This window comes from Maribacter forsetii DSM 18668, assembly GCF_000744105.1.
Taxonomy (GTDB): Bacteria; Bacteroidota; Bacteroidia; order Flavobacteriales; family Flavobacteriaceae; genus Maribacter; species Maribacter forsetii.
This window is the reverse complement of the sequence record NZ_JQLH01000001.1, coordinates 4,277,026-4,296,298: the sequence shown is the minus strand read 5'-3', so window position 1 is coordinate 4,296,298 and position 19,273 is coordinate 4,277,026. Positions and strand designations below refer to the sequence as shown.

Below are 19,273 nucleotides of genomic sequence, written 5' to 3'. Positions count from 1 at the left end.
TACGGTGCGTAAAAGAATAATCTAAATTAGAACCCTAATATACAGGGTTGTGGAGCGTAATATTCCGGTTTTTGGTAGTAGATTAAGAAATAACATTGTAACGGTGCCAGAAGTAATCTCACAATGCTCGGGTATTCGTGTATTTGGGCAATCTATAAAGTCATTTCTGTTTAGTACAGATGTGGCAATTATTAGAAATACAAATGCCAATGCGATTATAGCGGTATACCCGTTTACGCCACAGCCGGTAATTTCTAATGCATTGATTTTGGCTGCCGATAAGCCTATTTTTTGTGGTGTCGGCGGCGGATTAACAACCGGTGTGCGATCGTTAGAATTAGCGATACATGCAGAATTTCAAGGGGCTTTAGGGGTGGTTTTAAACAAACCTACCCCTAATAGCCTTATTACTATGCTTAAAGAAAAGATTGATATACCGGTAACCATTACTGTGGTTTCCGAAAAAGATGATTTCAAGGGTAGATTAGCTGCAGGGGTTGATATCTTCAATGTATCGGGAGCAGGTAAAACAGCTGAAATCATTAAAAGGATTAGAGATTTAGATGAGAAAGTTGCAATTATTGCAACAGGCGGTAAGACCGAAGAAACAATAGTACAGGCAATTGATGCAGGGGCAAATGCAATATCATACACTCCACCAAGTACAGGCGAATTATTTAAAGAGATAATGGATAAATATCGTGCTGAAGAATAATATTTAGTTAGAGATAATAACGCTGCCTCCACTAAAAGTAGCGCGGTACTCTAGCATGTCATAATAGCGGTTTTCATCATCGGGTCTATTTAATAATTGACCTGTAAATAAGCTATACTCATAACCTTCACATGAACAGGTGGCAACTTGTCCACTAAAAGACATGGTAGAGCAATCATTAGGGGCGTGATTTGGGCAACTACCTTCAAAAGCCCTAAATTGATCAAAGCCAGAGTTGATTACAAAAACTCCTCTAGTACCAGCAAGATCACTATTAATATAAACCACACTGCCAGTGTTTGTAAGAGGACTGTAGGTAGGTAAGTTTAAATTTGCTTCAAAGCGAAAACCTATTTCCTGTAAAAACGGATTTCTATTTGTGCCGTCATTGCTACAAGCAGTAATAATCAACAGAATTACAATGCTTAATCTCTTCATCATGCTTTAATTTAGTTTTAAAAAACTTAAGCAAATGTGCGTAAAAATTATGTATATTTGTGTTAAATCCTCTCTTAAAAAGCCGAAATAACAGGCATTTGCAGAGGATTTGTCTATTTATAAAACGAGGAAGTTATGAGTAATATATCATACTATACTGTCGAGGGGTTAAAAAAGCTCAAGGCAGAACTAAATCATTTACGAGATGTTGAGCGCCCAAAAGCGTCTCAAGCAATTGCTGAAGCAAGAGATAAAGGAGATTTGTCAGAAAACGCTGAATATGATGCTGCGAAAGAAGCACAGGGACTCTTGGAAATGAAAATTTCCAAGATGGAAAATACGGTAGCTAACGCACGAATTATTGACGAGTCTCAATTAGATACATCTAAAGTTTTGGTGCTTTCTACTGTAAAGTTGAAAAATCAGAATAATGGCATGGAAATGAGCTATAAATTGGTAGCGGAAAGTGAGGCGGATTTAAAAACTGGAAAAATATCTGTAAGCTCGCCAATTGGCAAAGGTCTTTTGGGTAAGAAAGTGGGAGATACTGCTGAAATTACCGTTCCTAGCGGAGCTATAAAATTTGAAATTCTTGAAATTACAAGAGCTTAAATTTTTTAAATAACTATATTTAATCCTATCCTTTTTAAAAGGGTAGGATTTTTTTATTACCATTAAATACAAATTACTATGCCAACTATTTTTACGAAGATTATCAATGGTGAAATTCCGTGCTTTAAAGTAGCTGAAGATGACAAGTTTTTGGCTTTTTTAGATATTAATCCCAATGCAAAAGGGCATACATTGTGTATACCTAAAAAAGAGGTTGATAAAATTTTAGATTTAGATGAAGAAACCTATTTGGGCCTGATGTCTTTTTCTAGAAAAGTAGGGAAAGCGTTAGAGGAAACAGTTGATTGCAAGCGTGTGGGTATGTCTGTTATTGGTTTGGAAGTACCCCATGTACATGTTCATTTAATTCCGTTGAATGAAATGAAAGATGCTACTTTTCAGCATAAGGTAAAATTGAGTAATGAAGAACTTAGTGATCTAGCTAAAGCAATAGGTTCTAAAGTTGAATAGCTCCAGAAATATATAAATAAACTGCACCGGCCACCAATGCTATAAGAATTAAGATTAAGCTATAGAACAGCAATGTAGGCTTAGATGATTTTTTGGTTGGTATTGCAGTTTTTTGATAGTAATTGAACATGCGTTCAATATCATCTGTCCAAGTAATAGGGTAAATAGTAGAGTGGCAGGTATTGCAAACTAATTTATTGCTTAGTTCTCCTGTAATTTTATGAAAAAAACTACCGTAGGTATGCTTTTGATAAAAAGTTAAATTTAAATCTTGATTAAAACACTCAGGACAGTTATTCGTCAGTTTAGCTTCCTTAATAACTTCTAATTTTTCCTTCGCCATAATTAGTGAACCACTTTTAAAGAAATTTGCATTATAGTACCTTCTTTGCCAGATGATAACACCTTTATTTTGCCATCGTGATATTCTTCCACTATGCGCTTAACCAAAGAAAGTCCTAGGCCCCAACCTCTTTTTTTAGAAGTAAAGCCAGGTGTAAAGATACTATTATAGTTGCTTTTAGAAATACCGTGTCCCGTATCCGCAATTAAAATGTTGACATATTTGTTGTCTTGAACTATCTCAATTGCAATACTGCCTTTGCCTCTCATGGCATCAATTCCGTTTTTAACCAAGTTTTCTATCGTCCAATTGTATAAAGAACTGTTTAACATAACCGGTAGGTAATCTACCTTTGTGCTGAAAGAAAAGTGAATAAGTTTAGAGCTTCTTCGTTTTAAGTAATCGAAGGCATCTCGGGTTTCTTTTACAATATCGCTTTCTTCAAGTTTTGGTAATGAACCAATTTTAGAAAAGCGCTCGGTAATGGTCTCTAATCGATCAATATCCTTTTCAATTTCTTTGGTAATGCTAGGGTTGATAGCTTCAGATTTTAGTAGTTCGTTCCATCCTAAAAGAGAAGAAAGCGGAGTGCCAATCTGGTGCGCAGTTTCTTTGGCCATCCCAGCCCATAATTTATTCTGTTCAGAGGCTTTATTGGTTTTGAACAAGAAATAGATAACTGCAGCGAATAGAAAAATGATAAGAAGTAGGGCAATAGGATAATACTTCAGTTTAGTTAAAACATCAGAATTCCCGTAGTATAAAGTTGCCAAATGTTCTCCTTGTTGATCAATGGATATAGGTATGTTTTCGTTTTTGAATTTCCTAAGTTGATTTTGTATAAAAACGGAGTCTTGAGATTTGTTAGGCGGAAAATTATTTACCCTGATCGATTTATCTTTATTGATAAGAATCATTGGGGTAGAGGTATTGTTTTGAAAAACCTTTAAATGTAAACTGCCAAGGTCTACAGTTTCAGAAGATTGTAGAAACTCTGATTGGGCCGTAGCCCAGATTTCCATTTTAAGGCGTTCTTCTTCTTTAAATTGTTTAAAAAAGCTATTGGTATTCCATAAGATTAGACTCACAACTACGAAGGAGCCTATCAATAGAAAAATGTTGGAAATTTTGTTTTTAGGAATAAAGTTCATCCAATAGTTATCTAATACTAAAGATAACCCTAATTGTGAATAATTGTTGTGTTGTATTCGTTGTACCCTGTTTTATTAGAGCATCATTTTATGTATTTTTGGACTCTATTGTAAAAAGAGTTCAAGATGGAAATAGAAGGTAAAGTAAAATTGATAGGAGAAACCCAAACTTTTGGGTCTAATGGCTTTAGAAAAAGAGAATTGGTTGTTACTACAGATGAGCAGTATCCACAACATATAATGATAGAGTTTGTTCAAGATAAATGTGATTTATTGAACAACTACGGTGTAGGTCAAGATGTAAAAGTAAGCATTAACCTAAGAGGTAGAGAGTGGACAAATCCTCAAGGTCAAGTAAAGTATTTTAACTCTATTCAAGGATGGCGTATAGAAGGAGCATCTCAGGGAGCAGCAGCGGGTATGCCGCCAGTTGCACCAATGGAAGCTTTTGAGCCTGCAGATAATTTAAATGAAGAGGATCATGATGATCTTCCTTTCTAAGGATTGTAAAAGACGTTGTGTCTTTATAATAGTAAACTTGTTTAGCTTTAAAAAGTTAAACAAGTTTTTTTGTTTTAGGAGCTTTATTTATTTTGAACGATAATTTAAAAGCCTTGGCTAGTCATGTATTTTTTGACCGATGAACTTATTTTTCCACCAGTAGATAGTGCCAATGTAGAAGGCTTGTTGGCAGTTGGCGGCGATCTCTCTCCAGAACGATTATTATTGGCATACCAAAGTGGAATTTTCCCATGGTTTGATAATGATGCTATCATTCTATGGTGGAGTCCTGATCCTAGAATGATTTTATATCCCGATCAAATAAGAATCTCAAAAAGTATGCGTAAAGTTATTCGTAACAAACAGTTTCGATTAACAAAAAATATGTGTTTTAGAGAAGTGTTAGAGTATTGTTCGTCTGTACCACGTGAAGGTCAAGATGGTACTTGGATTACTGATGATATGAAAAATGCATATATAGCACTACATGAAAAAGGTATTGCAAAATCATATGAGGTTTGGGAAGATGATGCTTTGGTTGGGGGGTTATATGGGGTTGATATAGGTGATGTATTCTGTGGTGAAAGTATGTTCAGCTTAACTTCTAATGCATCAAAATTTGCATTCATCAAACTAGCCGAAGAATTACAGGCTAAAGATTATAAGGTTATAGATTGCCAATTACATACTGATCATCTAGAAAGTATGGGTGCGCAAGAAATACCAAGAAGAGAGTTCATGAGGTTTTTAAATTGAGATAACCAAACTGTTTAGAAAAAGGAAAACATGTGCTGTACTTTCTGTATAATTTTCTATTCTAAACTGAACCCCTAATTGCGCTTTTAGGTGTTTTGAAATAGACCAACCAATTTCTGAGGTCAGTCGTTGATCGTACATGGGTTTAATGCTTTTACCTATACTTAACAAAGATTCTGTAGTAGCGACCAAATAGGGTTCGCCAATATCCATTTTTAAACCTTTTAATGGAATATCTATGGCAAAACGATATCTAAAACGATGCACAAAGTTAGAAGGTTGAATGCGTTGCTCAATTCTAAATCTATTACCAAAACGAGCACTATTGGTTTTTTTAGTGATGTTAAATTGTTGGGTAAGCCTAAGTTCATTTTCTTTCTCACTTTCAAATGCCTCTCTAAATCGATATTGAACACCAAAACCTATGCTCTTATATGGGTCGATAGTCAAAGAAGAAAAATGAGCAATTTCTATTTGCCGTATGGTTAGCTGAGCCTTATTGTTATGGTACGTATAATTTCTGTTCGACAACGAAAAGTTCTGTTTAAGCAATGGGGTTAATTTATAGTTTAGGGCTACTTCAGGTTCCCAATACGCTATTGTATTATTTTGCGATCGAGCGTAAGAAACACATAATAATAGTAATACTATGATAAACCGAACTCTAATACAGTACGTGATCATAATTTGGAGGAAGAGAAGTTCTTATTTTTTTAAAATTTCCATTGGCATCAAATAAAATTTCATAATCCAAATAACCCTCGTCTTTTTTGCCTACAACCACAATTTCATAGTTGTTAGATGGTAGCATAAGATTTTGAAATGCATTTTTAAAAATGTCTTCTGCATTCTCTTTATTTGAAGGATATTGCTGTTGAAGCCTTTTAATTTTGTATTTAGTAAAATTATTGTTCAAATATTCAACTATCTTGGCATAGGTATCATTGGGTATATCTGTGGGTTTTATAAGTATCTCTATATCTTCTAATGAGCCTTCTTCATTAAATTCTATACTATACCAAAGCTTGTCTTTTTTAAGTTTAGCTTCATAACTTATTTTAGTGCTATCGGTTTCTTTGTAGAATTTTATTCGCTTAAAGTTTGTTACGTTCTCATTAATGTTCGTGATTGCTTGAGCCGGAAATTGAGACTTTAGAATACGATGTTCTCTTTCGTATTTATATTGAGAACGACCTAGCTGAAAACAGAATAGAAAAGCAGCAATAGTTATTTTAATGAGAATATTTTTCATGTTAGTTGTAATTGGTTTATGCTATACTTGATTATATCTAAAACAATCTATTTGATGATCGTTCACCATACCTGTAGCCTGCATGAATGCATAAATAATCGTGCTACCTACAAATTTGAATCCGCGTTTTTTTAGGTCTTTACTAATGTCGTCAGAAATTGAAGTGTTGGCAGGTGCCTCTTTGTAATTGATTACTTTATTGGTAATAGGTTCATAGTTTACAAATTCCCAAATATAGCTGCTAAAGCTGCCAAACTCTTTTTGAATTTCCATGAAAGCAATAGCATTGGTAACCGTAGCACGAACCTTAAGTTTATTTCTAATAATACCTTTGTCTTGCAGTAAAGCTAGAATTTTAGATTCGGGATATTTTGCAATCTTCTTATAATTGAAATGATCAAAAGCTACTCTAAAATGTTCCCGTCTTTTTAAAATGGTAATCCAGCTAAGACCTGCTTGAAATGTTTCCAATACCAAGAACTCAAATAATAGTTCATCATCTTTTACGGGAACTCCCCATTCGTGATCATGATAAGCTTCATATAGCGTATCACCTTTGCACCAGCCACATCTAACAGGTTCCATAATAACTATGTTTAGTGGCAAAAGTATTGAAAATGGAAAGAATTATAGTAGGGTATTAGTTAAATGAAAGCTCGTTTTTTGTCAATTTGATAAAACTAACATGTTAAAATTAAACTAATCATTAAACTTTCTTTATTAAATGTTAAACTATCGAATTATAATAGTATTACTATTATTTTTGCTGATTAGTATAAATTAGTGAGTTATGGATCAGTTGATGCAAAGTGTGCAAATCAAGATTAATGAAAAACTATTTTTAAAGAACCCTGAGTCTTCTGAATTAGGAAAGAAAATTGTAGAGATTAGTATTCAGATGATCAATGAAATGGGTTTTGAAAAATTCACATTTAAAAAATTAGGAGTCCAGATTGGATCCAATGAAAGTTCAATCTATCGGTATTTTGAGAATAAACATAAGCTGTTGGTTTATCTCACATCTTGGTTTTGGGGGTGGATGGAATATCAACTGGTTTTTGCCACATACGGAATCCAAAATCCGAAGGAGAAATTATTGAAATCAATCTTGATCATTACCAGAGAGATAAAAGAAGATTCGGCATTCTCGCATATCAATGAAGTGTCATTAAATAAGATAGTTATTAACGAGTATTCAAAATCTTATTTGACCAAGGAAGTAGATACTGAAAATAAAGAAGGTTTTTATATTATTTACAAGAGATTGGTAGGCAGGTTGGCAGACATGATTTCAGAGGTAGATGAGAGTTATGAATATCCATTAAGTTTGGCAAGTACCATACTTGAAAACGGTTTACACCAACATTATTTAAAAGAACATTTTCCGACACTTACAGATTGTAACAAAAAGGTTACACCTACACAATATTTAACCCATCTTGTGTTCAATACATTAAAACAAAATTTAGATGAATAAAAATATACTAACCGCCTGGCAACGTTTTCTTGGGCTTTTAAAATTAGACAAGAAAGACATATTTCAGGTATTCTACTACGCCATATTTGCGGGTGTTGTTAACCTTTCCTTGCCTTTAGGTATCCAAGCAATCATCAATTTAATGCAAGGTGCGCAAATAAGCTCATCTTGGGTGGTTTTGGTAATTGGGGTAACTGTAGGTGTGGCTTTTGTAGGTATTCTGCAATTAATGCAAATAAGAATTATAGAAAATGTACAGCAAAAGATATTTACACGGGCATCGTTCGAATTTGCATATCGTTTCCCTAAGATAAAAATGAGCGAACTTCATAATTACTACCCGCCAGAATTGGCAAATCGTTTTTTTGATACGTTGACCATTCAGAAATCGTTATCAAAGGTTTTAATAGATTTTCCTGCTGCGTTATTACAGATTATTTTTGGCTTATTGCTGTTATCTTTTTATCATCCATTTTTTATTGTGTATGGTATGCTGTTACTTCTATTAATATATGTGGTTTTTAAGTTTACGGCACAACGAGGCTTAGATACCAGTTTAGATGAGTCAAAGAGCAAGTATAAAGTAGCGCATTGGTTACAAGAGATAGCACGTTCTATTGTTAGTTTTAAATTATCTGGTAAAACTTCTCATGCTTTAGATAAGAATGACACCTTGGTGGTTGAGTATTTGAATGCACGAGAAAGTCATTTTAGGGTTATTGTGTTACAATTCATTCAAATGATAGGTTTTAAGGTTTTGGTAACTGCGGGGCTTCTGCTAATTGGTGGGCTACTGGTATTGAACCAAGAAATGAATATAGGGCAGTTTGTAGCTGCGGAAATCATTATACTTTTAGTAATCAACTCTGTAGAAAAATTGATAACAGGCTTAGAGACCTTTTATGATTTGTTGACTTCATTAGAAAAAATGGGTCAGGTCGTAGATAAAGGGCTAGAAACACAAGAAGGCGAAAAGCCATTTTTAGAAAATCAGTCATTTACTGTAGAGTTAAGCAATATATCTTATAGTGTACCCGATCCAAAAAGAGAGATAATTTCAAATCTAAGTTTAAACATTTCGCCAACATGCACCATTCTTTTAAGAGGAAATAGTGGCTCTGGTAAGAATACGTTATTACGACTTATTGCAGGAATTATTGAACCAGATAGTGGCGGAGTTTATGTAAACGGAGTCTCTTTAAAAGGGATGAATTTAAATTATTATCGTTCGCACCTGGGTCAATCGTTACCAGAAGAATCACCTTTTGAGGGTACTATTCTACATAACATCACTTTCGGGGATACAGAAACTACAAATGAGCAAGTGTACTGGGCGTTGGACAAAGTGGGACTTACGGATTTTGTTAAGAAACAACCAGACGGACTTAATACCGTGTTATACCCAGAAGGAAAGCAGATTCCATATACAGTTTCTAAAAAAATAGTGTTGGCGAGAAGTATAGTTCGTAAACCTAAATTACTAATTCTAAAAGACCCCCTTGATCAATTTAATAGTGAAGAAGCAGATAGGATCTTAAACTTTTTAAGTGATGCATCTAACGGTTGGGCATTACTTGTTGTAAGTGAAAACGATAAGTGGATTAAAAAATGTTCTCGAATTATTACGATGGATAAAGGACAGATTATTAACGAAATCTCAGGAAAAGATGCTTAATATATCTCATAATAAATTAAACCAAAAAGTGTCGATTGAGCGATTTAAATCTGTTCAAAAAGTAAATCACCAAAGGCATTACAAGCATTTTAATCGGTTTTTATTTGCATTTGCTGTAGTAGGTGTAATCGTGTTGTTCTTGCCTTGGACACAAACGATAAACGCCCGAGGGTTTTTAACTACCCTAACACCAGGTCAAAGACCGCAAACTATTCAATCTCAAATACCGGGTAGAATAGAGGAGTGGTATGTACAGGAGGGAGACTATGTAAAAAAGGGAGATACAATACTCTTTATATCTGAAGTAAAGTCTGAGTATTTTGATCCAGATCTTGTTGAAAGAACAGGGCAGCAATTAAAATCAAAATCATCTTCTGTTACGTCTTATGAGGATAAGGTAAAATCTTTAGATAATCAGGTAGGGGCATTATTCAATGAAAGGCGGTTAAAACTAGAGCAAGCCAAGAATAAATTGATGCAAGCGAAACTAAAGGCACAAAGTGATAGTATTGATTTTGAAGCGGCAAAGACGAACATACAAATTGCAGAACGCCAATATGAACGTACGGCTCAGTTACAAAGCGAAGGTTTAAAGGCGGTAACTGATGTTGAGGCAAAACGTTTAAAGCTTCAGGAAACTCAAGCAAAATTGCTCTCTCAAGAAAATAAATTGTTGGCGGCCAAGAACGAGATCATCAATGCAGAAGTAGAGATTAATAGAGTACAGGCTTCTTATACCGATAAAATTTCAAAAGCGCAGAGCGATAAGTTTACGGCGATGTCTAATCAATTTGATTCTGAGGCTCAGGTAAGTAAACTGGAGAACGATTATACAAATTATCAAATGCGAAGCGAGCTTCGTTATATCCGTGCACCGCAGAATGGCTATATCAATAAAGTGCTAACTGCAGGTATTGGAGAGACCTTTAAAGAAGGTACGCCGTTAGTAGGTATTATGCCGGCAGAATATGATATGGCAGTAGAAACTTTTGTAAATCCTATAGACTTACCTTTAATTCATTTAGGTGAAACGGTTAGAATTCAGTTCGATGGTTGGCCGGCAATTGTATTTAGCGGATGGCCAAATGCATCTTACGGAACATATGCGGGTAAGGTCGTAGCAATCGAAACTTTTATAAATCCTAATGGGAAGTATCGAATACTATTGTCTCCCGATAAAGATGATCAGGCATGGCCAGAAGCCCTGCGTGTAGGTTCTGGGGCAAATACCATTGCATTGTTAGAAGATGTGCCTATTTGGTATGAACTATGGCGTCAGCTCAACGGATTCCCTGCCAATTATTATCAGCCAGAAGGCGCTCAAGATAAACCTGTAAAAAAATAGCGATGAAGAGAATTATTGTCTTTTTATATCTAATTACGGGCTTATTTTCAAATGCTCAGACCCCAGATTCTATACAACTGAATTTTAGGGAGTATTTGGGTTATGTAAAAAAGTATCACCCTATAGCCAAACAGGCAGAGATGGTCATGAATGTTGGTCAGGCAAATCTTATGAAAGCGCGTGGTGGTTTTGATCCAAAGATAGCTGTGGATTATTCAACCAAAGAATTTAAAGGTTCAGAATATTATGACCTCTTAAACTCTACCTTTAAAATACCAACTTGGTACGGTATAGAGTTGAAAGGAGAATTTGAGCAATATTCTGGTGAATATTTAAATGCCGAAAGAAATGTGCCAGATGATGGCTTGTATAGTGCCGGAGTTGCGCTGTCATTAGGTCGTGGTTCTTGGATCAACGAACGTATGGCTACCGTAAAGAAGGCGAAATTTTTCAGGGAGCAATCTAAGGCAGATAGGGATTTATTGGTGAATCAGATTTTGTTCGATGCTTCATTGGCGTATTTCAATTGGTTACAGGCATATAGAAATAGTCTATTGTTCAATGATTTTTTGTTGAATGCTAAAGTCAGGTTGAAAGGTGTTAACCGTAGCGCGCAAGCAGGTGAAATAGCTGCCATAGATACTGTAGAAGCTAAGATTGCAGTACAGAATAGAGCGTTAGAACGTGAGCAGGCAAATGTAACTTTACGAAATGCCAGGTTAGAACTTTCTAATTACCTGTGGATGGGTGAAAACATACCAATGGAGCTACAACCGCAAGTTGTACCAGATACATCTTTAGATGCTGAAATTGATCAAGCATTAGAAATTCTAGGAAAACCGTTGGATAGTTTTGTGTTAGAAAATCATCCGAAGTTAAAATCGTTAGGTTATAAAATTGATGGTTTAATAGTAGATAAGCGTTTAAAAACAAATAAATTATTGCCAAGAATAGATGTAGAATATAAGTTCATAACTGATGAGCCAGAGTACTTGAATTCATTTGAAACACAGAATTATAAAGCTGGCTTAAATTTTGAACTTCCGCTATTTCTTAGAAAAGAGCGTGGAGATTTAAAATTGGCGAAATTGAAATTAAAAGACGCACAGTTCGAGCTTGATAATGCCGAGGTACAGATTCAAAATAAGATAACTGCCATTTATAATGAGTTAGATTCCTTTCAGGGTCAGAATGTTCTTATAGATGATATTGTGTCTAGTTATGAGGCTTTATTGGCTGCTGAAGAGCGAAAATTCAGTTTTGGTGAAAGTTCACTTTTTCTAATAAACTCTAGAGAAAGTAAGTTGATAGACGCCGTATTGAAACAAAACCAAGTAGAGAATAAATACTTTACGGCAAAAGCTAAGCTGTTCAATAGCTTGGCGGTAAATCCTGAGAATTTGTAAGCATTGTACTTTTATTACTACTAAACCGTTCGATTATAGATGTTAAAATAGGAAACGCATGGAATTAGTTATAGAAGATTTAATAAAAAAGGGATTAGAGACCAGCTTTAGTTATGCGGAATACAGGGCGCTGGTTGCAGACCTAGCTGAAAAGGGAGAAGCAACTGGTCCTGCACAGTCAGAAGCATTAACGCAATACACGCAGTTGAACAATAGCCGTATGCGCAGATGGGACAAAACCTTAAAGTTTAGTAACGAGGCGGTGGCTAAAATTAAATCGGTCAACAAGAAAATTTCATGGGTAGTATTGTCTGAAAGCTGGTGTGGAGATGCTTCACCTGCATTACCGGTAATGAATAAGATAACAGAAATTAATCCGAATATATCCTTATCTATTATTCTACGTGATGAGAATTTAGAGATCATGGATCAGTTTTTAACCAACGGAGGAAGATCTATTCCTAAATTAATAGCGGTTGAAGAAGGTAATGGTGCTGTAGTTGCAACTTGGGGACCACGATCGGCAAAAGCTACAAATATGGTGGTTGATTATAAAACAGAACATGGTAAGTTAACTCCAGAGTTTAAGCAGGATCTTCAAATGTTTTATAATAAGGATAAGGGTCAAAGTATTTTAGAAGACTTGCTGAAATCATTTGATAATCAAGAATAGAAATCCAATGGTTTCTTTCTTGTATTATTAGATTACTTTCCTTGAAATAAATAGGTAATTGTGCCTTTTTGAGCGTCTTTTGTAGAAGAATTAAATCTTGCTTTTAAAGCGTATTTGATGGCGTTGTCAACAAGGCATCCGTTAGAAGTACCTGAGCTTTTAGCATTATAATCGGCTTCGGTAACATAGCCTAAAGCATTTACCTCAATATTGATGACCACTTTACCGCCTTCTATACAAGTGTATATTGGCGGTGGTAATTTATAATTGTTTCGGTCTACCAAAGAATAAGAAACAGAAGTTCTTCTTGCGGCCAGGTTGTTTGTAAATTCTTTTTTTTGGGCTTCCTTTTCACCTAAAAGTTGTTTTTTCTCTTCTCGTTTTTTGGCTAAAGCTTTTACTCTTTCAGAATAAGCGTTATCAGAAATCATTTGTTCTGTTAGGTCGCCATCACTCATTTCGTTACGCTCCGCCATTAACTCCTCTAAAGTCTGCAGTGGTTCTGGATTGCCGTAACTAGGTTTAGCGGTTTCGTTAAAGGCCAAGTGACTTTTAATAGGGTCTATTTCTTCTTGTTCTTCTAATGGTTCTTCCTCTTTTAGGATTTCTTCTAGAACCTCAGGGTCCATAACCATTTCTACAACATAATCTTCTTTAGATTCTTCTTGCCCCCCAAACTGAATATTATACAATACCAACACTACAATAGACATGCTAAAGACAGTGGCAAGTAATGATAATTGTTTTCTGTTCAGATTCATGGGTATATAACCTTAATAATACCAAAATATTTTAGAAGATCGACAAATGGTAATCAATTGTTTGTTACCTGTTTTCTTCTGTGCCTAACAAGATATTGGCATAAGCCAAAGGGTCTTGAGCATTATCTACGTTAAAATCACCTATTTTGGTTCTTCTCAATGCTGTTAAATGGGCTCCGGAATTCAATGCTTTTCCAAAATCATGAGCCATAGACCTTATGTAAGTTCCTTTGCTGCATGCAATTCTAAAGTGAACATTCAATCCGTCAATATCGGTAATTTCAAAAGCGCTTACATTTACTTTACGCTTTGGTATATCTACTGTTTTTCCTTCTCTTGCCAATTCATATAAACGCTTGCCATCTTTTTTAAGTGCTGAAAATACAGGTGGCGCTTGTTCTATATCACCAATAAATTCATTGGTAGTTGCTTTTATAAGCTCAGATGTAATATGTTCTGTACTAAAAGTCTCGTTTATTTCGGTTTCAAGATCATATGAAGAAGTAGTTGCACCTAAAGTGAAAACACCTGTATATTCTTTTTCCTGACCTTGATATTCAGTAATTTTTTTAGTGAATTTACCGGTACAAATAATTAGAAGTCCTGTTGCTAACGGATCTAAAGTACCCGCGTGCCCTATTTTAAACTTCTTTAAGCTGAATTTTTTTCTAATAGCCCATTTCAATTTATTAACCGCTTGAAAAGAGGACCATTCTAGTGGTTTATCGATCAATAATACCTGACCGTTCAAATAGTCTTCTTTGGTCAAATCTTCCATGAATTTGGGTGTTTATTTTGTATTACGGATTAGTAAAACCGTAAATAACGGCAATTAATCCTACCACAAGGCAGTAAATGGCAAAGTAAGATAGCTTGCTTTTGCGAACCAATTTAATCATCCAAGTACAAGCGGCAAGACCGGCAACAAAGGCGGCAATAAAACCAGCTCCCATGGCTACATTATTTTCTCCGTCAAAAGTTAAATCTCCGCTCATAAGGTCCTTGGCAATTTTACCAAAGATCAATGGTACTACCATTAAAAATGAAAATCTCGCGGCTTTAGATTTGTCTACACCTAAAAGAACAGAAGTAGAAATGGTAGCTCCACTACGTGAAATACCAGGTAGCATAGCAATCGCTTGAGAGATACCTACAATAAAGGCATTACCAAAACTTACTTTCTTATCCGTGTCTTTAGCTTTATCGGCAAAATATAAAAGTACTGCCGTGATGATTAGCATAAAGCCTACAAATCTAATATTTCCACCAAAAAAGGCTTCTAACTGTTCTTCAAAAAACAAACCTACGAATACGGCCGGTAACATGGAGATGATGATTTTAGCGGAAAACTGACTTTCTTCGTTCCATTTAAATTGAAACAAGCCGCTTAAAATTTCCCAAATATCTTTTCTGAAAACTACTATAGTACTCAATGCGGTTGCAAAGTGTAGTACTACGGTAAATAATAAACTTTCTTCTTGAACAGAGTTATCTCCTAAAATGGCTTTACCCAATTCTAAATGCCCACTTGATGAAACAGGTAAAAACTCGGTTAATCCTTGAATAATACCGAGAATAATTGCGTCTAAAGTATCCAATTAATCTTTCTTTTTGTGTGGGTTTAATAAAATGGCATAAATTTCTATGCCTAAGCCAATAAGTACTAAAGTTGGTGCAAGTCTTATTCTTCTAAAATTATAGATTTCAGGGTTAAAAACGTTGGGGTCGTCACTACCTCCACCGCTCATTAAAATAAAACCTATTGCAATACAGGCAAGACCAATAAACATGAACATGTAATTTTTCTTCTGAAAAATGAATTCTTGTTTAGAATGCTGTTCCACTTTGTTGTTTTTACTCATGCCGCAAATTTAATAATATAATTCGTCCGTTCTAAGGTTTAGGAAGCGTTGAGTCGCAAAATAGGTGCTAATGAACGAAATAAGTATGCCCAATAGAAAAACGCTAACAAATAAAATAACTAAAATATAGGGCTCGTCAAATAAACCTAAATCTTGAAAATTAGTATTTACATAATACACGACACCACCAATTGCCAATAAAGCAATTGCGGCTCCGATCATGCCTAGTTTAATATTTTGCCATATAAACGGCCTTCTAATGAAGGTTTTCGTTGCCCCTACCATTTGCATGGTTTTAATGATAAATCTTTTTGAATAAATAGATAAACGAATAGAGCTGTTGATCAATAATACCGCAATAAAGGTAAATATGGCACTGGCAACCAAAATCCAGAAACCAATTTGTTCCACGCTCTTGGCAACCATGCTCACTAAAACTCGGTCATAGCTTACTTCGTCTACAAAACTCTTTTCTGAAAGGGTATCGGCAATTTCTTCAACTTTCTCTGCGGTAACGAAATCTGCATTTAATTTTACGTCGATGGAGTTTTTCAGCGGATTATACCCTAAATAATCAACAAAATCCTCGCCAATATCCTCACTATGCTGTTTTGCTGCCTCTTCTTTAGATACGTATGTAGAAGATTTGGTGTATTCAGACATTGCCAGGGTTTTTTGAAGCTGTTCAACTTCAATTTCCTTGGTGTTTTCTTTTAAAAAGACAGAAATGGTGATTTGTTCTTTAGAACGATCTGCCATTTTTTTGGTGTTCAGGACCAGTAATCCTAAAATGCCCAGTAGAAATAAGACTAATGCAATACTTAGCACCACTGAAAAATAAGAGGAGATGAGTTTGCGTCTTTGATAATTTTCGAAGGAGTTCGCCATAATACTTAAAAGTGCAGTAAAAATAGCAAAGTATTGTTAAATGGAACTTAAAAAAATAAAGCCTTAACGTTTTAGGCTAAAGTGTCCTTTAAATTGAGTGGTATCTGCCTCAATTAGATACCAATAATCATCTTCTGGCATTCGTTCACCTTGAAAAGTGCCGTCCCAAGATGTAGCATTTGTATTTCCAAATTTGATGAGCTTGCCATAGCGGTCAAAAATCGAAATCGTTATGGTACTGAAAACCTCTAATCCGTCAGGTTCAAAAAGGTCATTGACAGTATCTCCGTTAGGTGTAAAGAATTTTTGAATGACCAGATGGTAAAAATCCTCCGTTACAACACCGCAATCTGTACTGTCCTGAACGTAAATGGTGTAAAATCCGCCTTCTACAGCTTCAAAAATAGGATTGGTTTGAAATGAGATTCCATCTAAAGAATATTCAAAATTTCCACTGTTGGCAGTAGAAACTACTATTGATGGTCCGTCAGATACTATTTTATCAATTCTAGGTAAATCTATTTGTTCAACTGTAATGGTTCGTGTGGCCGAGCATCCATTGGTGTTGGTTACAATGACTTCGTATTCGCCAGCTTCAGTAACGTCTATCATTTGGGTGGTAGCGCCTGTAGACCATTGGTAGGTAGCATTCTCAACATCGGCATCTAGAGTGATAAAAGAATCTTCGCAAAGAAAAACATTAGAGTCACCAGGTATGATCGGTAATGGATTAACGGTTAGCGTAACCGCTGTTCTTGTGGTAGATGCACATTCAATTTCTGTTGAATTAGCTTCTGCGTAATAGGTGCCGGCAGTGCCAGTTTCTAAGTTTCGGTCATCAGATAAAATTAAATTTCCGCCAGTAGCGGCATCGTACCAATTTATGGAATATGAATTTAGTGTATTAACGGATAGCGTACCTAATTCTCCTTCACAAATGGTTACATCTCCGTTACTTGCAGGTGCAGCGGGAATAGGTAGAACGGTAATGTCAAAAACATCGGATACCACGTTGCATAAATCATTGTTTACATTGACAATATCCTCTGCAATTTTTGTTCTAAAATAGGTAGTTGTGGTAACTGCCGGGGTATTTAAAATCGCACTATTTTCACCAGCGATGTCTACCCAGGTTTGTTGATCCGTACTTTGCTGCCATTGGTAGGCATGAGAACTGAATACAGAAGAATCTGGTGTTGCGGTCAATGTTCTTGAAACACTGCCTTGATCTTCGCAAACTACCAAACTAGCTTCATCTGCTGCGGTAGCGATGGTGACATTGTCACCGCAAGATCGAAATAGAATATCGTCAATGGCTACATCATTTCCACATCCTCCATTACTATTATTTCTCATCTTCAAAATAACCGATGTTTGTCCCGGTTCGGTTTTAAAAACCAAAGCATATTGTTCCCATTCTAAAGTACCGGTGCCGGGTATGCTGCCAGTGTCCCCTTGCGCAAGTAAATTGCTGTCTGTTTCATCCCATATTTGAAAGCGAACATTTACAGGTATGCTATTACCCTCGCAGCTTCCAGCGGGTTGTAGGTTAATAAGCCATGATGAAAATTCATAGGTGGTGTTTTCGCACAAGCCTGTAACTTGACGTTGATAAAATTGACCTGCCGTAAAACTGGCGTTGACAATAAAAAGTTTTCCGTTGCTATCGCCAGGGGTGTGGTCTTGAATGGAAAGCCAGTCAAAATAGTTTGTGGTACTAGATATGGTGTAATCGCCATCATTTGGTGTGCCAGTAGTAAATTGATATGAAGTAGTGCCTGCAGGTAATTCCGGTCCATCGGTAGTGCCGGATCCAAAATCTTCCGTAAAAATGGGGTCGCCAGAATTGCCACCACAAAAACCAAGCTGCGCTTGCAGTGTAGCAATACTACAGCAGGTCAGTACTAACGTGAGTAAAAAAAGTTTGGGGCTCCTCATATTCGAAGGTTAAAGATATACTTTTTAAAACGATGGGTAGTTATAGTATAGCCTTGATAGTGTTACAATGCTAAGAATGGTATTTTTACGAAGATGTGAACCTAAATCTGTTATATGTTGAATTTATTGGATTTAAAGATATCCAGACCCGGACTTTGGTTTCCTACCATTTGGATTTATTTAGTTCCTTTGGCAAATGCGGTGGATTTTTGGTTGAATGTTAATTTTTGGCTCGGACTTTTCTTTGTCACTTTTCCTTTAAATTATTTGGTCTACGGTCTCAATGATTATAATGATATAGATGCTGATGCGGTAAACGCTAGAAAAGGAAATTTTCTATTTGGTGCAAAGGCTTCAAGATCGCAACTAAAAGGAGTACTTACTAAAATTACAATTCTCACATTCATATTTGTAGTTGCCTTCACTTTTATATCCGGCTTTAAAATGTTCTTACTTCTGCTGTTTATGGTAGTCGTAAATATCCTTTATAATTTTAAACCGTTCAGAATAAAGGAACGACCTCCTTTTGAAATACTAATTCAGGTAGGGTATGTAGTAACCGTATTCTTTTCAACAGAACTAAATGATTTAGAAACGCTACCATGGCAAACATTGGTGTATTTGTCTTTGTTTGCATTTCAAGCACACATTGCGGGCGAAATAATGGATATAGAGCCAGATTTAGCTTCGGGCAAGCGAACAACTGCTACTTTAATAGGGCGTAACAACTCAAAACTACTAATGCTCTTGATATTGGTATGCGAATCTGTTTTGGTCTGGTATTGGTTTAAAGATGTAGTGTTGGCATCATTTCTAGGTCTTTTTTCTGCATTTATGGTATTAGATATTTTTGTGATATTCAAGGGTAGGGCTTATACGTTGCCAGAAATGAAATTGTTTGGTTATCTCATAAACTTATCTGCATTGGCATCTATGCTTTGGGTACTCTATAGTGGTAAATTATTGATGGTTTGACCCAAAAAGTATCAATGATGTTATTCTTTCGCTT

At 35.6% G+C, this 19,273-nt stretch carries 23 protein-coding genes; 11 read left to right on the top strand and 12 right to left on the bottom strand.

Annotated elements, in window-relative coordinates; genetic code table 11:
* Nucleotides 1–49: 49 nt before the first annotated feature.
* Entirely contained in the window at nt 50–715 is a 666-nt protein-coding gene (locus P177_RS18245; protein ID WP_157486610.1) for a beta/alpha barrel domain-containing protein, read from the top strand.
* A 3-nt stretch (nt 716–718) separates the two neighbouring features.
* Here P177_RS18245 and P177_RS18240 read toward each other — a convergent pair whose 3' ends face one another.
* The gene (locus P177_RS18240) at nt 719–1,156 is read right to left on the bottom strand and encodes a Rieske (2Fe-2S) protein (RefSeq protein WP_245233064.1); all 438 of its coding nucleotides are present in this window, start codon (nt 1,154–1,156) and stop codon (nt 719–721) included.
* Between the two features lie 132 nt (nt 1,157–1,288).
* On the opposite strand from P177_RS18240, the gene greA reads away from it, so the two are divergent.
* A complete protein-coding gene (gene greA, locus P177_RS18235) occupies nt 1,289–1,765 on the top strand; it encodes a transcription elongation factor GreA (protein ID WP_036157110.1) in 477 nt (158 codons plus the stop codon).
* Between the two features lie 78 nt (nt 1,766–1,843).
* The gene (locus tag P177_RS18230) at nt 1,844–2,236 is read left to right on the top strand and encodes an HIT family protein (protein ID WP_036157108.1); all 393 of its coding nucleotides are present in this window, start codon (nt 1,844–1,846) and stop codon (nt 2,234–2,236) included.
* On the opposite strand, the gene P177_RS18225 is transcribed toward P177_RS18230, so the two are convergent.
* Together P177_RS18225 and P177_RS18220 are read right to left on the bottom strand one after the other, a co-directional pair.
* Nucleotides 2,223–2,579, bottom strand: coding sequence for a hypothetical protein (locus tag P177_RS18225; RefSeq protein ID WP_036157106.1), 357 nt, complete (start codon nt 2,577–2,579; stop codon nt 2,223–2,225). The two genes, P177_RS18230 and P177_RS18225, sit on opposite strands and share 14 nt — an antisense overlap.
* Nucleotides 2,580–2,581: 2 nt before the next feature.
* Entirely contained in the window at nt 2,582–3,730 is a 1,149-nt protein-coding gene (locus P177_RS18220; RefSeq protein ID WP_036157105.1) for a sensor histidine kinase, read from the bottom strand.
* 126 nt (nt 3,731–3,856) lie between these two features.
* Between P177_RS18220 and P177_RS18215 the strand changes: the two genes are divergently transcribed.
* Both P177_RS18215 and aat read left to right on the top strand, forming a co-directional pair.
* Nucleotides 3,857–4,231: a DUF3127 domain-containing protein gene (locus P177_RS18215; RefSeq protein WP_036157103.1), complete on the top strand. Its 375-nt coding sequence runs from the start codon at nt 3,857–3,859 to the stop codon at nt 4,229–4,231.
* Nucleotides 4,232–4,354: 123 nt separating this feature from the next.
* On the top strand, nt 4,355–4,987 hold the full coding sequence (gene aat, locus P177_RS18210) for a leucyl/phenylalanyl-tRNA--protein transferase (protein WP_036157101.1): 633 nt from the start codon (nt 4,355–4,357) through the stop codon (nt 4,985–4,987).
* Here the strand turns inward: aat and P177_RS18205 are convergent.
* From P177_RS18205 to P177_RS18195, 3 genes are read right to left on the bottom strand one after another with little or no spacing between them, the layout of a single operon-like run.
* Entirely contained in the window at nt 4,979–5,671 is a 693-nt protein-coding gene (locus P177_RS18205; protein ID WP_036157099.1) for a DUF2490 domain-containing protein, read from the bottom strand. The genes aat and P177_RS18205 overlap by 9 nt on opposite strands.
* On the bottom strand, nt 5,652–6,239 hold the full coding sequence (locus P177_RS18200) for a hypothetical protein (RefSeq protein WP_036157098.1): 588 nt from the start codon (nt 6,237–6,239) through the stop codon (nt 5,652–5,654). The genes P177_RS18205 and P177_RS18200 overlap by 20 nt, the downstream gene beginning before the upstream one ends.
* Nucleotides 6,240–6,260: 21 nt before the next feature.
* Nucleotides 6,261–6,824, bottom strand: coding sequence for a DNA-3-methyladenine glycosylase I (locus P177_RS18195; protein WP_036157096.1), 564 nt, complete (start codon nt 6,822–6,824; stop codon nt 6,261–6,263).
* A gap of 205 nt (nt 6,825–7,029) precedes the next feature.
* On the opposite strand from P177_RS18195, the gene P177_RS18190 reads away from it, so the two are divergent.
* Genes P177_RS18190 through P177_RS18170 form a run of 5 tightly spaced genes read left to right on the top strand, consistent with a single transcriptional unit; the run spans nt 7,030 to nt 12,815 of the window.
* A complete protein-coding gene (locus tag P177_RS18190; protein WP_036157093.1) occupies nt 7,030–7,716 on the top strand; it encodes a TetR/AcrR family transcriptional regulator in 687 nt (228 codons plus the stop codon).
* Nucleotides 7,709–9,391, top strand: coding sequence for a peptidase domain-containing ABC transporter (locus P177_RS18185; RefSeq protein ID WP_036157092.1), 1,683 nt, complete (start codon nt 7,709–7,711; stop codon nt 9,389–9,391). Before P177_RS18190 ends, P177_RS18185 begins: the two co-directional genes overlap by 8 nt.
* Entirely contained in the window at nt 9,384–10,736 is a 1,353-nt protein-coding gene (locus P177_RS18180; protein WP_036157090.1) for an HlyD family secretion protein, read from the top strand. The genes P177_RS18185 and P177_RS18180 overlap by 8 nt, the downstream gene beginning before the upstream one ends.
* Nucleotides 10,737–10,738: 2 nt before the next feature.
* Nucleotides 10,739–12,142: a TolC family protein gene (locus P177_RS18175; protein ID WP_036157088.1), complete on the top strand. Its 1,404-nt coding sequence runs from the start codon at nt 10,739–10,741 to the stop codon at nt 12,140–12,142.
* Nucleotides 12,143–12,200: 58 nt separating this feature from the next.
* A complete protein-coding gene (locus P177_RS18170; protein WP_036157085.1) occupies nt 12,201–12,815 on the top strand; it encodes a thioredoxin family protein in 615 nt (204 codons plus the stop codon).
* A 32-nt stretch (nt 12,816–12,847) separates the two neighbouring features.
* On the opposite strand, the gene P177_RS18165 is transcribed toward P177_RS18170, so the two are convergent.
* The 6 genes from P177_RS18165 to P177_RS18140 form a co-directional block, all read right to left on the bottom strand.
* Complete coding sequence (locus P177_RS18165; RefSeq protein ID WP_036157083.1) at nt 12,848–13,576, bottom strand: energy transducer TonB; 729 nt, start codon at nt 13,574–13,576, stop codon at nt 12,848–12,850.
* 64 nt (nt 13,577–13,640) lie between these two features.
* Nucleotides 13,641–14,354 (bottom strand): tRNA pseudouridine(55) synthase TruB, encoded by a 714-nt coding sequence (truB, locus tag P177_RS18160; protein WP_036157081.1) that lies wholly within the window; start codon nt 14,352–14,354, stop codon nt 13,641–13,643.
* A gap of 22 nt (nt 14,355–14,376) precedes the next feature.
* Nucleotides 14,377–15,174 (bottom strand): undecaprenyl-diphosphate phosphatase, encoded by a 798-nt coding sequence (locus P177_RS18155; protein ID WP_036157079.1) that lies wholly within the window; start codon nt 15,172–15,174, stop codon nt 14,377–14,379.
* Nucleotides 15,175–15,438 carry a DUF3098 domain-containing protein gene (locus tag P177_RS18150; RefSeq protein ID WP_036157077.1) on the bottom strand — a complete coding sequence of 88 codons (264 nt, stop codon included), beginning with the start codon at nt 15,436–15,438 and terminating at the stop codon, nt 15,175–15,177.
* A gap of 9 nt (nt 15,439–15,447) precedes the next feature.
* A complete protein-coding gene (locus P177_RS18145) occupies nt 15,448–16,326 on the bottom strand; it encodes a cell division protein FtsX (RefSeq protein ID WP_036157076.1) in 879 nt (292 codons plus the stop codon).
* 63 nt (nt 16,327–16,389) lie between these two features.
* Complete coding sequence (locus P177_RS18140) at nt 16,390–18,264, bottom strand: T9SS type B sorting domain-containing protein (protein ID WP_036157074.1); 1,875 nt, start codon at nt 18,262–18,264, stop codon at nt 16,390–16,392.
* A 114-nt stretch (nt 18,265–18,378) separates the two neighbouring features.
* Here P177_RS18140 and P177_RS18135 point away from each other — a divergent pair, with 114 nt between their 5' ends.
* Nucleotides 18,379–19,239, top strand: a complete 861-nt coding sequence (locus tag P177_RS18135; protein ID WP_036157072.1) for a UbiA family prenyltransferase — start codon at nt 18,379–18,381, stop codon at nt 19,237–19,239.
* Nucleotides 19,240–19,273: the final 34 nt, after the last annotated feature.

Excerpts from the sequence above, each read along its gene's own strand:
- P177_RS18240 (WP_245233064.1), bottom strand. The coding sequence starts at position 1,156 with ATGATGAAGAGATTAAGCATTGTAATTCTGTTGATTATTACTGCTTGT.
- greA (WP_036157110.1), top strand. The coding sequence starts at position 1,289 with ATGAGTAATATATCATACTATACTGTCGAGGGGTTAAAAAAGCTCAAG.
- P177_RS18230 (WP_036157108.1), top strand. The coding sequence starts at position 1,844 with ATGCCAACTATTTTTACGAAGATTATCAATGGTGAAATTCCGTGCTTT.
- P177_RS18225 (WP_036157106.1), bottom strand. The coding sequence starts at position 2,579 with ATGGCGAAGGAAAAATTAGAAGTTATTAAGGAAGCTAAACTGACGAAT.
- P177_RS18220 (WP_036157105.1), bottom strand. The coding sequence starts at position 3,730 with ATGAACTTTATTCCTAAAAACAAAATTTCCAACATTTTTCTATTGATA.
- P177_RS18215 (WP_036157103.1), top strand. The coding sequence starts at position 3,857 with ATGGAAATAGAAGGTAAAGTAAAATTGATAGGAGAAACCCAAACTTTT.
- aat (WP_036157101.1), top strand. The coding sequence starts at position 4,355 with ATGTATTTTTTGACCGATGAACTTATTTTTCCACCAGTAGATAGTGCC.
- P177_RS18205 (WP_036157099.1), bottom strand. The coding sequence starts at position 5,671 with ATGATCACGTACTGTATTAGAGTTCGGTTTATCATAGTATTACTATTA.
- P177_RS18200 (WP_036157098.1), bottom strand. The coding sequence starts at position 6,239 with ATGAAAAATATTCTCATTAAAATAACTATTGCTGCTTTTCTATTCTGT.
- P177_RS18195 (WP_036157096.1), bottom strand. The coding sequence starts at position 6,824 with ATGGAACCTGTTAGATGTGGCTGGTGCAAAGGTGATACGCTATATGAA.
- P177_RS18190 (WP_036157093.1), top strand. The coding sequence starts at position 7,030 with ATGGATCAGTTGATGCAAAGTGTGCAAATCAAGATTAATGAAAAACTA.
- P177_RS18185 (WP_036157092.1), top strand. The coding sequence starts at position 7,709 with ATGAATAAAAATATACTAACCGCCTGGCAACGTTTTCTTGGGCTTTTA.
- P177_RS18180 (WP_036157090.1), top strand. The coding sequence starts at position 9,384 with ATGCTTAATATATCTCATAATAAATTAAACCAAAAAGTGTCGATTGAG.
- P177_RS18175 (WP_036157088.1), top strand. The coding sequence starts at position 10,739 with ATGAAGAGAATTATTGTCTTTTTATATCTAATTACGGGCTTATTTTCA.
- P177_RS18170 (WP_036157085.1), top strand. The coding sequence starts at position 12,201 with ATGGAATTAGTTATAGAAGATTTAATAAAAAAGGGATTAGAGACCAGC.
- P177_RS18165 (WP_036157083.1), bottom strand. The coding sequence starts at position 13,576 with ATGAATCTGAACAGAAAACAATTATCATTACTTGCCACTGTCTTTAGC.
- truB (WP_036157081.1), bottom strand. The coding sequence starts at position 14,354 with ATGGAAGATTTGACCAAAGAAGACTATTTGAACGGTCAGGTATTATTG.
- P177_RS18150 (WP_036157077.1), bottom strand. The coding sequence starts at position 15,438 with ATGAGTAAAAACAACAAAGTGGAACAGCATTCTAAACAAGAATTCATT.
- P177_RS18145 (WP_036157076.1), bottom strand. The coding sequence starts at position 16,326 with ATGGCGAACTCCTTCGAAAATTATCAAAGACGCAAACTCATCTCCTCT.
- P177_RS18140 (WP_036157074.1), bottom strand. The coding sequence starts at position 18,264 with ATGAGGAGCCCCAAACTTTTTTTACTCACGTTAGTACTGACCTGCTGT.
- P177_RS18135 (WP_036157072.1), top strand. The coding sequence starts at position 18,379 with ATGTTGAATTTATTGGATTTAAAGATATCCAGACCCGGACTTTGGTTT.